This window comes from Microbacterium sp. GW823-FHT02G05, from assembly GCF_058797175.1.
The window spans coordinates 1521666-1534463 of sequence record NZ_JBXAJK010000001.1 but is presented as its reverse complement, the minus strand read 5'-3'; the positions used below and the strand labels follow the sequence as shown (position 1 = coordinate 1534463).

Sequence of the window (12798 nt, the reverse complement as noted above, 5' to 3'; positions counted from 1 at the left end):
CGTGAAAACGCGAGATTACTTGAGGGTAACCGTTGCGCCAGCCTCTTCGAGAGCAGCCTTGGCCTTCTCGGCGGTCTCCTTGTTTGCGCCCTCGAGCACAGCCTTGGGTGCACCGTCGACGACAGCCTTGGCCTCGCCGAGGCCGAGCGAGGTGAGCTCGCGGACCGTCTTGATGACCTGGATCTTCTTGTCGCCAGCCGACTCGAGGATGACGTCGAAGGAGTCCTTCTCTTCCTCAGCCTCAGCAGCGCCAGCGCCACCAGCAGCGCCGGCAACGGCGACGGGGGCAGCAGCGGTGACGTCGAACTTCTCCTCGAACGCCTTCACGAACTCGCTGAGCTCGATGAGCGTCAGGCCAGCAAACTGCTCAAGCAGCTCCTCAGTGGTGAGCTTCGCCATGATGTATCTCCTATTGATGTGGTTTGTAGAGAGGAAATCGCTGGTCGCTTACGCGGCCTCGGCGGTCTCCAGCTTTTCGCGAAGCGCGTCGACGGTGGCCGCAGCCTTGCCCATCGTCGCCTTCATCATGCCCGCGGCCTTTGCCAGCAGAACCTCACGGCTCTCCAGCGAGGCGTACTTGTTGACCTCGTCAGCGTTGAGGGCAGCACCCTCGAAGACGCCACCCTTGATCACGAGAAGCGGGTTGGCCTTGGCGAAGTCACGCAGAGCCTTTGCAGCGGTGACGAAGTCACCGTGCACGAACGCCACAGCCGACGGACCCTTGAGGTCGTCGTCCAGCGACGTGATTCCTGCGTTGTTCGCAGCAATCTTGGTCAGCGTGTTCTTCACCACGGCGTAGTTCGCGTCCTGACGAAGGTTGTTGCGCAGCTCCTTGAGCTGGGCAACCGTCAGACCGCGGTACTCGGTCAGCAGGACGGCGTTCGAGTTCTCGAAGTTCTTCGTGAGCTCGGCAACCGATGCATCCTTCTGCGCCATGGTCACTCCTTGGTGGGTACGGGATGCTCCTGGTGAGAGGAGCATCGACCTCGACCTTCCGGATCCGGCGCTGCGGCAAGAAAAAAAGCTCCGGCGCAAGCGCACGGAGCTACATCCAGAGAACTGGGATTCGTTCGTGTCCTGCGCGGGCCCCTGCGAGAGCAGTGCTTCGATCATGCTGCGTTTTCACGCAACACGATGACCGGCGGTCTTCGGTTATCGACAACTGTACCCCACCGGCATCCGCCGCCCAAATCGAGGAGGCCTCACTCCCCCTGCCCCGGATCGCCGAGGACACGCTCTCCCGTCGAGGGCGTGTCGGAGCACGCCCGCGCGGCACGGCGTGTGCGGACGCAGGCGTGCGCGCCCGGGGGTAGCCTCGAGAGGTGACCCCCGAACTTGAAGCCCGAATCGTCGCGGACTCCCGCGACCGGGTCGCCTGGCTTCGGGCACGCTCGCGCGGGATCACTGCGACGGATGTCGCGAACCTCACCAGCCCCGCTTCGATCGCCCGCGCGGCGGAGGTGAAGCTCGGCGGTGGCGCCCGCTTCACGGGGAACGCCTACACCGACCACGGCCGCCGCCGAGAGCCGGAGATCGCGGCCTGGGTCGCCGCGACCCACGGCATCCTCCCGTCCTCTGCGCTGTTCCGCGCCGAGATCGAGCATCGTCATCTCGCCACCCCCGACGGCATCGCGGTGGACGCCGAGGGTCGCATCGTGCTCGCCGAGATCAAGACGACGAACAAGGCCTGGCGTTCCGTGCCGCGCACCTACCTCCGCCAGGTGTGGTGGCAGCAGCACGTGCTGGGGGCCGAGCGCACCCTGGTGGTGTGGGAACAACACGACGATTTCGTTCCCGTCGATGATGAACCTCGCTGCACGTGGATCGACCGCGACGATGCAGAGATCGCCAAACTCGTCGGGCTCGCCACCTCTCTGATCGATGAGCTCTACCAGCGCACGACGGGGCGCACCGCGCCGGCTCGCGTCTCTCCTGCTCCTGCCAGCCGCCGCGAGGAGCTGCGTGAGCGAGATGCGTTCCGCGCGCTCGCACTGATGGACTGACTCAGGGCACGATCTGGCAGCTGGGGCTTCCGAGGACGGGGGCGGTGTACTTCACCTTCGCGCTGCTCCCCGAGACCCAGTTGCCGAGCACCGTCCGTGACTGGAAGGTCATCTCCCCACCGAGAAGAAGGCTCAGCAGCCCGCTGATGATGCCCGTGTTGAACGTGGTGCGATAGCGCCCGTTGCCCTGCGCCTGCGTCGCCACCGCCTGCCAGTTGTCCCCCGCACTGTTGAACGCCCACTGCACGTTCGCGGCGGGTGTGAAACCTGTGTACGGCGCACCCGCGGGAAACTGCCACTCGATCGTGACCCCGGCACCGATGCCGGTACCGAGAAGACCCGTGCAGTTGATGACCGAGATGCTCTGCGGAGGTGCCAACGTGATCGTGGAGATCGCGGTCGTTGCATACTCGTCGTCGACGAACGAGGCCGTCGTCGGCTGCACGCCGGGCAGCAGTGCCCCCGCGAGAAGGATCGACAGCCCCGCGGTGGCCGCGGCCACCCGCCGCCTCATCGCCCGCTCCGGACAGCGTCTCGCGGGCGGGAGGTCAATGCCAGTACACCGCCGAGCAGGAGCAGCGCTGCGCTCAGCCCGAACAGCACCACCACGAACGGCGACATCCCCGTCGTGGCGAGATCGTCACCGGGGCCGACGCTGACGGTGTCGCCTGCGCCCTGCCCGTGCACCCGCAGCTCACTGCTTCCCGCAGACCCCTGGTCGAGGGCGACCTGCAGGCGGAGGTGCCCTTCGAGAGCGGCATCGAACTCGGCCAGCGGCATCAGGGCCCCATCTCGCGGAACACTCCAATTCTCGACGAGCGTGCGCGCCCCACCCGGGCACGAATCGCCCTCCCACGGATTCATGCACAGAGCGGCATGAATGCGCAGCGACGCGTCACCGCGCGCACTCACCCCGACCGTGAGCGTCCCCGCCTCCGGAGCGTCCGCGCTCACCGCGACATCCCACCGCACTGATGCTCCCGGGCGCAGATTCTGCGCAGCATCCCAGTCGGCGACCGAGACCAGACGCACGTATTGCCCCTGCACGATCTGTGTCGACGGATCGGCGTGCGCCGCCGGCGCGCCCGCGATCACGGCGATCATCATCGCCAGCGCCGCACTCGCCCACCGGAGACGCCTCATGTCCGACGATCCCTCCGCAGAGCCGCACCCACGGGCACCCGCCCGTCTCTGGCGAGCGCATCATCGGCGAGCACCTCATCGGCCGGGAGATCGGATGCCGCAGCATCCGACTCCTCTCTTCGGGAACGTGGCCAGAACGCCCACCCGACCAGGAGCGCCGCTCCGAGCGTGATGCAGCCGAGCACGAGGGGTTGAGCGAGCCAGACGACGACGTTCGCCAGGTGCGGGAGGGACCCGCGCACGATGCGCACATCTGTGACGACGTACGCCGCGGGATCGTCGACGTCGTTTGCGTCACCGCGCATGGTGATCACGCGCGCGTCACGATCATCGGCAGATGCGACGCTCGTGACCCGGTGTGTGACAGGGAGCTCGTCCTCGCGGGCGACGGTCACGATGTCGCCGACCGCGATCTGCGCCGCCGAGATCTCCTGCACGAGTGCGACAGACCCCGCCGGGATCGTCGGCGCCATCGATCCGGTCTTGAACATCATGAGCGAGAACCCGCCGGTGAAGGCCAACACGACCAGGACGATGCAGACCACACCACCCGCGGCAGCCAGAGTGAGGAGAGCTTCTCGCATCCCGCGCCCCACAGCGCGCAGCATCCGCATCATCTCGCCTCCTCGTCAGGTCGTCGGCGTGGTCGCCGTGAAGGTCCAGGTGGGTCGCACATCGCCGCCCTGCGTGTTGTTTCCCGCGGTCGCCGGAAATTCGACGACAACGCAGAAGGAGACGATGTTGCCGCGATTCGCCGACAGCGAGCCCGTCGCCACCGGAGCGGGAACGACGTTCGCTCCCGTGGCGACGGATGTCGTCGGCGTCGTCGTCGTGCAGGTGGGGGCGACACCCCCATTGGTGGTGGTCGTCACCGCCACTCCCACCTTCAGCACGTTCTGCAGGTTCACGCTGTTGCCTGTCGGCGCGCTCACGTTATCGGCGCCGACCACGGTCACCCCGCTGAGACTGACGGTGCCGGGCACCGACCCCTTGTTCTGGATCTGGATCCACGCGGCGCGCTTCTCCCCCGGATACAGTCCCGTCGCCCCGAGGGGCAGCGTCAGCGCGGGGGTGTGCGGCGAATCCTCGAAAGCCCCGAGGTTCGTGCGCGATTCGATCGCGAAGGTCCCTGCCGTGATGGTCGCCGTCGCGACTTCCTGATCGGTCCAGGATGCGAGCGTCGCGGCAGCGCCGACACCGAAGACCAGGCCTCCGGCAAGCACTGCTCTCACGCGGCGGGAGCGTTGTTGCCTCTTCTCCCGCACGGCTCTGCGGGTGTGCATGAGATCAGTTCGTCGAGGTCGCTTCGAATCGCCAGGTGGCTGTCGCCGAGGCGCCCTGCACCAGCGACGCCTGGTTTCCCGCCGTGACGGCAAAGCACATCTGGATCGCAGTGCCAGCCACCGTCGTCGGCGACCCCTTCAGAAGCACACTGGAGGCGGCATCGGTCAGCGCCGAGAGCGTGGCTCCTGTCGCAATGGTCGTGCCGGCCGCGGCTGAACTCTGATCGCACGTCTCCGCGACGCCGATGACGGAGATGGAGTACGACATGTTCGCTTCGTTGCCGCCAGTGCCCGCGGCGACGGACGCGGGAGTCACCGTGGCATCGCTCGTCGTGTTCGCCGCCAACCGCACCCAGAACGGGGCGTACACGGTCTGGCCGGGAGACATGTTGTTCACGACACCCGAGGGCAGCGTGAACGACAGCGCCTGAGCGGTGCCCGCCGTGTTGTGGTTGGCGAAGCCGGTGGTCCCGCTGGTGATGGAGCCTTCGAGGTCGAAGCTGCCGGCGGTGAAGGTTCCGGTAGCGAACTCGGAGTCGTTCCAGGCGGCAAGCGTCACCGCAGCGCCGACGCCGAGGACAAGCCCGCCCGCGAGCACGGCCAGCACCTTGCGGCGATTGTTGTTCTTAGACATCTCGTTCCCCTCAATGAACTGGATGGTGCGCAAGAACGTCGCTTTCCGGTGCGCCGCGTCGCGCTGGTGCCTACATCCTGGACTGCCGCACCCGCCGGTGGCAAGGGCGATATTTCCGGCCCCACCGAGGTCGGACGAAGACGCCGAGAGCCGATCATCGAGGTCATGCGAAACGAGGGATGGGCGGATGCCTCCGCTCACCCCTCGTTGCGCACGGTGACGCTATTCGGCTGCGGGCTCCGCCGCGCCATCCTCCTGGGGCTTCGCGAGCGCGATGACCGCGCCGAGAGCAGCGCGGCGCACCGCGATCGTGGGGCCCGCCGCGTCGATCAGGACGCCATCGATTTCGGCGTGCTGGGCGAGAACCGTTCCCAGCTGCTCGGCGGTGAAGGGCATCGGCTGCTCTCCTCGCCCGAGAGCGATGATCTCCAGGGGGTGCGAGAACAGCTGCAGCAGGCGTGAGCCATCGGCCGTCTGCGCTTCGGCGATGCCGAACTGCCCTTCTTCCTGCCCCGTCGCAACCGCAACCCAGAGTCGAGCTGTCGCGAGTTCTTCGCCGACACGCGCCTCAGAGGATGCGTCGCGCGGTGTCGCGAGCTGCGTCTTGAGCGCGAAACCAGGGTCTGCCTGATTCATCGCTTTCTCGATCAGCTCACGCGGGAAGACCGCGCGATGCGGGGCCGACGCGGTGTCGAACACGACACCCGCGAACGGGCCCGCGAGAAGCTGCGAGAACGCGGCGTGCACGGGCTGTGCCACCGCGGATGTGGCCGTCGGGTCACTCTCGAGCAGCACCGAGGCCTTCACTGCCCCCGCCGAGCTGTAGGCCAGCATGAACTGGTTCTCGCCCTCGCGGGCGACGGCGATCGCGAGCGGCTGACCGGCGTTGATCTGCTCTTGGGCGTCGCCCTGCACACGCAAGTAGAGGTGCCCCTGGAGAGTCTGACGAAGCACGCCGAGGAGCTGCTCGTTGGTGGGCGCCTCGCCGAGCTCGGCGAGCGCCTCGCGCAGCAGCACGTTGTCTTTCATGCCCGGAACCGTCTCGGTCTGCGCCGGGGGGTCGGCGGGAGCGAGGGGCAGCGTGGGCGTGGCAGGTCGCACCGGGGGCGCCTGCGGGGCGGGCGCCGGCGTCGATGCCGCCCCCACTCCTCGGAACGTCTCCATGGAGATGGAGACGTTGGGCACGTCCGGGTTCCCGGGCTCTTCCGCCGTCACCGATTCGGGCGCCCCGGAGACGGATGTCTCCGTCGTCGCGCTCTCCGCAGTGTCCGCCTCGGACGCAGCGTTGTCGGACTTGGAGCGACGCGAGAAAAGAGCCATGCCGTCAGCCTATCCGCCGCGGGGAAAGCGATGCGCCGTATGGCTACAGCTTCTGGATCGGCGCGATCTTGATGAGCAGCTTCTTCAGCCCCGCCGTGTCGAATCGCACGTGGGCGATGCGCTTGGCACCCTCGCCGGTCACGGCATCCACGCGGCCCTCGCCGAAGTCGTCGTGACGAATACGATCGCCGGCCGCGAGTTCGAGATCGCCATTGTCACGCACCTTGGCGGGCACGCGGTTCGGGAACCGATCCATCGAGGTCGACAGTGGCTTCAACGAGTTCTTGGGGAGCTCCCGGGGCGCGAAACGGTCGTTCCCCGAGCCGCCGAACCCGCTACCGGAACCGCCGTAGCCACGCCCGGGTCGGCGCCCGTTGAGGGCTCTCGACTGTGTTCCACCGCGGGAGTTGACGTCGCCCGGCGACTGCCGCCAGTCGATGATGTGGGCCGGGATCTCCTGGAGGAAGCGGCTGGGCATCGCGGCGGAGATCTCTCCGAACTGGGCGCGCGTCATCGCCAGCGAGAGGTGCAGACGCTTGCGCGCTCGGGTGATGCCGACATAGAAGAGGCGCCGCTCTTCCTGCGGGCCGCCCGGTTCGCCCGCAGAGATACGGTGCGGGATGAGGTCTTCCTCGACACCCGTGACGAAGACGGCGTCGTACTCGAGTCCCTTGGCGGTGTGCATCGTCATGAGCGACACCGACCCGGATGAGTCGTCGAGGTCGTCGGCATCGGAGACGAGCGCCACCTCGGTGAGGAAGTCGATGACGGTGCCCTCAGGGTTGTTGCGTGCGAACTCGCGCGCGACGGCGACGAGCTCGTCGAGGTTCTCGAGACGGGCCTCGTCTTGCGGGTCACGGCTCGCGCGCAGCGACTCGAAGTAGCCGCTCTGCGTCAGCAGAAGCGTGAGCCCTTCGGCAACCGCAGTGGGCGGTGCGAGCTCGCCGCTGGGCGGGAGCATGAGCACGGATGCGGCCGTGAGTGTCTCGTCGAGCTGCGCGATGGCGGCCTGCAGCTTGGGGCCGACCCCGAGCTCGGCCGGACGCGACAGCGCCTCACGGAAGGTGATGCCGTGGTCATCCGCGAAGCGTGCGATGGCTGTCTCGGTCACGTCGCCGATGCCCCGGCGCGGCTTGTTGAGGATGCGGCGCAGCGCCATCGAATCGGCGGGGTTGGCGACCGCCACGAGGTACGCGAGCGCATCTTTGATCTCGGCGCGCTCATAGAACTTCGTGCCGCCCATGATCTTGTACGGGACGGCCGAGCGGATGAAGATCTCTTCCAACGCACGCGACTGCGAGTTCGTGCGGTAGAAGACCGCCATCTCGGAGTAGGGCGTGCCGGCACGGTGGATCGCTTCGATCTCGTCTGCGACGAACTGCGCCTCGTCGTGCTGCGAGTAGCCGGTGAAGCCGACGATCTTGTCGCCATCACCGCGGTCGCTCCAGAGCTTCTTCTCTTTGCGGTCGAAGTTGTTGCTGATGACGGCGTTCGCCGCCGTGAGGATGTTCTGCGAGGAACGGTAGTTCTGCTCGAGCAGCACGACCTTGGCGCCGGGGAAATCGCGTTCGAACTCGCTGATGTTGCGGATGTCGGCACCGCGGAACGCATAGATCGACTGGTCGGAGTCGCCCACGACGGTGAGGGACGCGCCTTCGAGTTCAGGGGCGGACTCGGGCTCGAAGATCATCATGCCGCCGGCGGAATACGGCTCGGAGTTCCCCGCGACGGGGCGGGTGAGCTCGTGGATCAGCGCGTACTGGGCATGGTTGGTGTCTTGATACTCGTCGACGAGGATGTGACGGAACCGGCGACGGTACACGTCGGCGATGTGCGGGAACGCGCGGAAGAGGAAGACGGTCTGCCCGATGAGGTCGTCGAAGTCGAAGGCGTTGGCCTTCTGCAGCTCACGCTGATACGCCTGGAAGACCTCGGAGAACACACGTTCTGCGGGATCGGCGAGGTTCGCCTGACGGGCGAAGCCCTCGGCATCCAGCAGCTCGTTCTTGTGCTTGGAGATCTTCGACTGCACGGCCGAGGGCGTGAAGCCGTAGGAGTCTGCCTGGAACTCCTTGACGAGGCGCTTGATGAGCGCGCGGGAGTCACCCGAGTCGTAGATCGTGAACGCCTTGGTGAAACCGAACTGCTGCGCCTCGTTGCGGAGGATGCGCACGCATGCGGAGTGGAACGTGGAGATCCACATCCCTCGGGACGCGTCGCCGACGAGCTGGCCGACGCGCTCGCGCATCTCGCCCGCCGCCTTGTTGGTGAAGGTGATCGCGAGGATCTGACTCGGCCAGGCTTCGCGTCGCCGCAACAGCAGGGCGATCCGGCGCGTGAGAACACTCGTCTTGCCGGAGCCGGCACCGGCAACGATCAGCAGCGCCTGACCGCGATGGGTCACCGCCTCGAGCTGCTGCGGATTGAGCCCTGCGAGAAGGTCTGCGTCGGGCGTGGGCTCGCCCGCCGGGGGCACGAGGAGAACGTTGTCAGTCATTGCCCTTCCAGTGTAGGCGGGGCCTCGGACACTGGTACCTCGTGGAGAACTCGCGTGCAACTTGTATCGCGTACGAAATACAAGTTGTGCTATACATATGACACAACCGGAACGGAGCCGCCATGCCCCTCGCGTCGATCAGCATCACAGACCTTCTCCTTCTCCCCTTCGCCTTCCCCCTGGGATCGCTGCTCATCGCCATCGTGATCGCCGCTTGCGTTCTCTCCTTTGCTCCGCACCGGCCCCGTCGCCGCCGGAACACGGAAGACGACCGCACCATCGACGACGCTGTGCGCACCCGCCACGCGCCAGAGAACCGCGCCCTCGCACTCAGTGCACTCGCCGTGATCCTTGTCTTCGCCACCCAGAACATCCTGAGCGGGTACGTGCTGCCGCTCGTCGACGTCATCGCCTGGTGGCAGTACGCAACACCCCTTGCAGCGGCGGCGCTCGCACTCCTCGTCACCCTCGTCGTGATCCGTGTCCGCGGAACGACGCCATCACAGATCCCGGTCCTGCCTGTGGTCCGGCGCACCTGGGCGAGTTTCGGCCCGCGCTTCGGGCTCCCCGTCGCCGCGCTGACCGTGCTGCTTTTGATCAGTACGACGGTCGCCGCAGGACTCGCCTCCTCCACCGACGACCAAGGCCGCTCCGCGTTGCTCATCGTTCCCGTGCCGAACGAGGCAGAGGTCGACCCCCTGCGCCCACTGTTCTACGGCTGGGCATACGGTGCGCCCGTTCTCGCGTGCACGCTCACTCTGGTGATCGCCGCCTGGGCGCTCCTGCGCGCCAACGCGGTGCGCCCTTACCTCCGTCCGGAGTCCGTCGCGAGCGAACGCAGCGCACGGTCTCACATCGCCCGAGATGCCGTCCGCATCGTGATCGCCGGAACCCTGCTCGCCCTGGGCGGAGCATGGCGGCTCATCGCGGACGCCGGAGCCACGACGCAGCTGACCATCATGGGTGTCAACGACGGCGCGCCCTACGAGGTCATCTGGCGCTACGCCGGTCTCGCATCCACGGCGGGCTCGCTGGCGCCTGTTCTGGAGATCGCCGGATTCACGTTGCTGCTCCTCGTCGCCTCAGGTGCGAAGCGTCCCGGGACCGCCTCGCCGGACACCACCCCTGCCGCCACCCTGATCGGGGCGGACAGATGAGCGCGCCCACTCCCCTGCGCGTCCCCGATGAGGGCAGCACGACGAACGACATTCACCAGCAGCTGCGCGGCCTCATCCTCTCGGGGCAGCTCGGCGCGGGTGAGCGCCTGCCGACGGTGCGGCAGACCGCTGCCGACCTGGGGGTCGCCACCGGAACAGTCGCGAAAGCCTACAAGCAGCTGGAGGCCGAGGGTTTCGTCGTCACCCGCACCGCGGCCGGAACACGCGTCGCGGAGTCCGCAGGCGTCCTCCCGGAGACCGTGACCCGGCGTATCCGCGCCCTCATCGAAGAAGCCACGACAGCCGGGGCGCACCCCGACGACGTCGTCAGCGTCCTGCGTCTGATGTGGCCCGCTGCCCCTGCGGACTGACTCGGGAACGAACGGCGCTCTGTCAGCCAGGGGGTGAGAGGATGCGAGCATGCGCACCATCCTGAACATCATCTGGCTCATCCTTGCCGGCTTCGTGCTGTTCCTCGGATACGTGCTCGCGGGCATCCTGCTGTGCATCCCGATCATCACGATCCCCTGGGCGATCGCCTCGTTCCGGATCGCGGGGTACGCCATCTGGCCCTTCGGACGTCAGATCGTGTCCAAGCCCACGGCCGGTGTGGGCTCGTTCCTCGGCAACGTCATCTGGGTGATCCTCGCCGGATGGTGGCTCGCCATCGGACACATCATCTCGGGCGTCGCCCTGTGCATCACGATCATCGGCATCCCGATGGGCATCGCCGACTTCAAGATGGTGCCGATCTCGCTCATGCCCCTGGGCAAGGAGATCGTGTCGACGCGCACGGGCGCGTTCGCCCGTTAGACCGGATCAGGCGATGCGCGTCCCCGGCGGGAGGCGCTTCGCGGGGGTGTCGGTGCGCCGCACCGCGCCGAACAACAGCAGCCCCGCCACGACACCCTGCAGGGCGAGTCCGACGAACCAGCTCGGCGCACTGCCCTCGATGACCTCCTGGGGCGTCTTCCAGGGCTCCTCTCGCCAGGTGTTCTCGCAGTCATCCCAGCGAACCTCAAGCTCGGGCGCCTGCTGCGCTGCACGTACGCCGAGCTTGATCTGGCCGAACAGGTCGACCGGATAGCCGTCGCGCGAGAACTCCACGGGCGTCGCATCCGCCAGCACGATGAACGGGTTCGCCGCGAGCACCCACCACACCCGGTCGAAACGCGGCGCGTCATACGTGTAGGTCTCCCAGCGTTCGCAGTCCGGACCGCTTTCGGTGTAAGGCCGCGAGTGCGAGGTGACCTCGGAACGGAAGGCCACACCCCCGAGACCGAACGCGATGAGGGTGCCGAGCACGAAGGCGGCGACGACGAGGTACGTCGCGGCGACGGAGAACAGGCCGCGTGCGAGCACGCCGCTGAACCCGACGCCGATCGCCGCGACCACGACGATCTCGGCCAGCAGCACAAGCACGGAGACGAAGCCTGTCAGCGGAGAGACTCCGCCGGTGAGCATGGCGAAGATCAGGAAGGGGATCGCCACGACGAGGAACGCTGAGCCCGTGACGACCGCGGCCAGCAGTTTGCCGAAGACGATCTCACCGGTCGTCGCCCGCGTCACCTGTACGGCGGCGAGCGTCGCGTTCTCACGGTCGCCGTTGATGGCGTTGCCGCTGAGAGTCGGCGAGATCAGAACGACCAGCAGCAGCACGATGTTGACGACCACCGAGTAGACACCAGCGCCCGGCTCGTCCACCCCGGAGAAGATCATCAGGGACAACACCGTGACCCCGACCAGTACCACCGCGAAGACGCCGAGGAGCACGTACCACGCCACGCTCCGCAGACGCTGCGTCAGCTCCAGTCGGACGATCGTCAGCACGCGCTGCATGCTCATGCGGCACCTCCGCCCAGAGTGAGGAATCGGTCTTCGAGTTCGCCCTGCGCGGGCGCGAATTCGACGACCGGAAGTCCGGCGGCGACGAGCGCGCGCAGCGCATCCGCCGCCTCCCGCTCGCCGGGGAGCGTGACAAGCACAGCGCCCCGATCCAGGCGAATGCGGGAGACCGTCGTCGTCAGCACAAGAGAGACCTGTTCCGCGGTGAGCGATTCGCCGGCGGCGCGAACCCGCCACTCGCGGGCACGGACTGCGGATGCCTCGGCATCCACGACGCTTCCCGCGACGAGGAAGACCGCGTCGTCGACGAGCTCCTCCAGCTCGCTGAGGACGTGGCTGGACACGAGGATCGTGCAGCCCTCATCCGCCAGCTGACGCAGCAGCACACGCAGCTGCACCCGGGCCATCGGGTCCAGGCCCGAGGCGGGCTCGTCGAGCAGGAGCACCTGAGGACGCGCCACAAGGGCGCGCGCCAGACCGAGCTTCTGCTTCTGCCCGCGTGAGAGCACGCGGGCAGGGCGATCGGCGAGTTCGTCGAGTCCGACGAGAGCGATGAGCTCGGCGGCACGCGCCCGAGCCTCTTCTCGGCTCAGATCGTGCAGGCGTCCGGTTGTCACGAGCGTCTCACGCGCCGTCAGCGAGGGCCAGGCCCCGAGAGCGTCGGGCATCCAGCCGATGAGTCCGCGCGCGGCGGAGGGGTCCTCCATCGGGTCGACATCGCCGATCCGAATCGATCCGGTATCGGGGGCGAGGAGCGACGCCAGCATGAGCAGCAGCGTCGTCTTGCCCGCCCCGTTGGGTCCGATCAGCCCCGTGATCCGGCCCTCGTTCGCAACGAAGCTCGCGTCACGAACGGCCTGGACGCTCCCGAAGGCGCGGCTGACTCCCTGCGCAGAGATTGACGGCATGCCCCACA

General features: G+C 67.3%; 15 protein-coding genes. 4 read left to right on the top strand and 11 right to left on the bottom strand.

What is annotated here, in order from left to right; all coding sequences use genetic code 11:
• Window positions 1–15 precede the first annotated feature (15 nt).
• Window positions 16–399, bottom strand: coding sequence for a 50S ribosomal protein L7/L12 (rplL, locus tag AC1REM_RS07355; RefSeq protein ID WP_204939290.1), 384 nt, complete (start codon window positions 397–399; stop codon window positions 16–18).
• A 48-nt stretch (window positions 400–447) separates the two neighbouring features.
• Window positions 448–936: a 50S ribosomal protein L10 gene (rplJ, locus tag AC1REM_RS07350; RefSeq protein WP_492514033.1), complete on the bottom strand. Its 489-nt coding sequence runs from the start codon at window positions 934–936 to the stop codon at window positions 448–450.
• A 386-nt stretch (window positions 937–1322) separates the two neighbouring features.
• Between rplJ and AC1REM_RS07345 the strand changes: the two genes are divergently transcribed.
• Window positions 1323–2003, top strand: coding sequence for a YqaJ viral recombinase family protein (locus AC1REM_RS07345; RefSeq protein ID WP_492514032.1), 681 nt, complete (start codon window positions 1323–1325; stop codon window positions 2001–2003).
• Window position 2004: 1 nt separating this feature from the next.
• Here the strand turns inward: AC1REM_RS07345 and AC1REM_RS07340 are convergent, their stop codons facing one another.
• The 7 genes from AC1REM_RS07340 to AC1REM_RS07310 all read right to left on the bottom strand — a co-directional run bounded on the left by AC1REM_RS07340 (window position 2005) and on the right by AC1REM_RS07310 (window position 8880).
• A complete protein-coding gene (locus AC1REM_RS07340) occupies window positions 2005–2505 on the bottom strand; it encodes a hypothetical protein (RefSeq protein ID WP_492514031.1) in 501 nt (166 codons plus the stop codon).
• An 8-nt stretch (window positions 2506–2513) separates the two neighbouring features.
• Window positions 2514–3146, bottom strand: a complete 633-nt coding sequence (locus tag AC1REM_RS07335; RefSeq protein WP_492514030.1) for a hypothetical protein — start codon at window positions 3144–3146, stop codon at window positions 2514–2516.
• Complete coding sequence (locus AC1REM_RS07330; protein ID WP_492514029.1) at window positions 3143–3763, bottom strand: signal peptidase I; 621 nt, start codon at window positions 3761–3763, stop codon at window positions 3143–3145. The genes AC1REM_RS07335 and AC1REM_RS07330 overlap by 4 nt, the downstream gene beginning before the upstream one ends.
• A 12-nt stretch (window positions 3764–3775) precedes the next feature.
• Window positions 3776–4378, bottom strand: a complete 603-nt coding sequence (locus AC1REM_RS07325) for a SipW-dependent-type signal peptide-containing protein (RefSeq protein ID WP_492514028.1) — start codon at window positions 4376–4378, stop codon at window positions 3776–3778.
• A gap of 55 nt (window positions 4379–4433) precedes the next feature.
• Window positions 4434–5063 (bottom strand): SipW-dependent-type signal peptide-containing protein, encoded by a 630-nt coding sequence (locus AC1REM_RS07320; RefSeq protein WP_492514027.1) that lies wholly within the window; start codon window positions 5061–5063, stop codon window positions 4434–4436.
• A 222-nt stretch (window positions 5064–5285) separates the two neighbouring features.
• Entirely contained in the window at window positions 5286–6383 is a 1098-nt protein-coding gene (locus AC1REM_RS07315; RefSeq protein WP_492514026.1) for an SseB family protein, read from the bottom strand.
• Between the two features lie 43 nt (window positions 6384–6426).
• Window positions 6427–8880 (bottom strand): ATP-dependent helicase, encoded by a 2454-nt coding sequence (locus AC1REM_RS07310; protein WP_492514025.1) that lies wholly within the window; start codon window positions 8878–8880, stop codon window positions 6427–6429.
• A gap of 122 nt (window positions 8881–9002) precedes the next feature.
• On the opposite strand from AC1REM_RS07310, the gene AC1REM_RS07305 reads away from it, so the two are divergent.
• From AC1REM_RS07305 to AC1REM_RS07295, 3 genes are read left to right on the top strand one after another with little or no spacing between them, the layout of a single operon-like run.
• A complete protein-coding gene (locus AC1REM_RS07305; protein WP_492514024.1) occupies window positions 9003–10037 on the top strand; it encodes a hypothetical protein in 1035 nt (344 codons plus the stop codon).
• Window positions 10034–10408 (top strand): GntR family transcriptional regulator, encoded by a 375-nt coding sequence (locus AC1REM_RS07300; protein ID WP_492514023.1) that lies wholly within the window; start codon window positions 10034–10036, stop codon window positions 10406–10408. Before AC1REM_RS07305 ends, AC1REM_RS07300 begins: the two co-directional genes overlap by 4 nt.
• A gap of 49 nt (window positions 10409–10457) precedes the next feature.
• The gene (locus AC1REM_RS07295; protein ID WP_492514022.1) at window positions 10458–10850 is read left to right on the top strand and encodes a YccF domain-containing protein; all 393 of its coding nucleotides are present in this window, start codon (window positions 10458–10460) and stop codon (window positions 10848–10850) included.
• Window positions 10851–10856: 6 nt separating this feature from the next.
• Here AC1REM_RS07295 and AC1REM_RS07290 read toward each other — a convergent pair whose 3' ends face one another.
• Together AC1REM_RS07290 and AC1REM_RS07285 are read right to left on the bottom strand one after the other, a co-directional pair.
• Window positions 10857–11882: an ABC transporter permease gene (locus tag AC1REM_RS07290; RefSeq protein ID WP_492514021.1), complete on the bottom strand. Its 1026-nt coding sequence runs from the start codon at window positions 11880–11882 to the stop codon at window positions 10857–10859.
• Window positions 11879–12790: an ABC transporter ATP-binding protein gene (locus tag AC1REM_RS07285; RefSeq protein WP_492514020.1), complete on the bottom strand. Its 912-nt coding sequence runs from the start codon at window positions 12788–12790 to the stop codon at window positions 11879–11881. Before AC1REM_RS07285 ends, AC1REM_RS07290 begins: the two co-directional genes overlap by 4 nt.
• Between the last annotated feature and the right edge of the window lie 8 nt (window positions 12791–12798).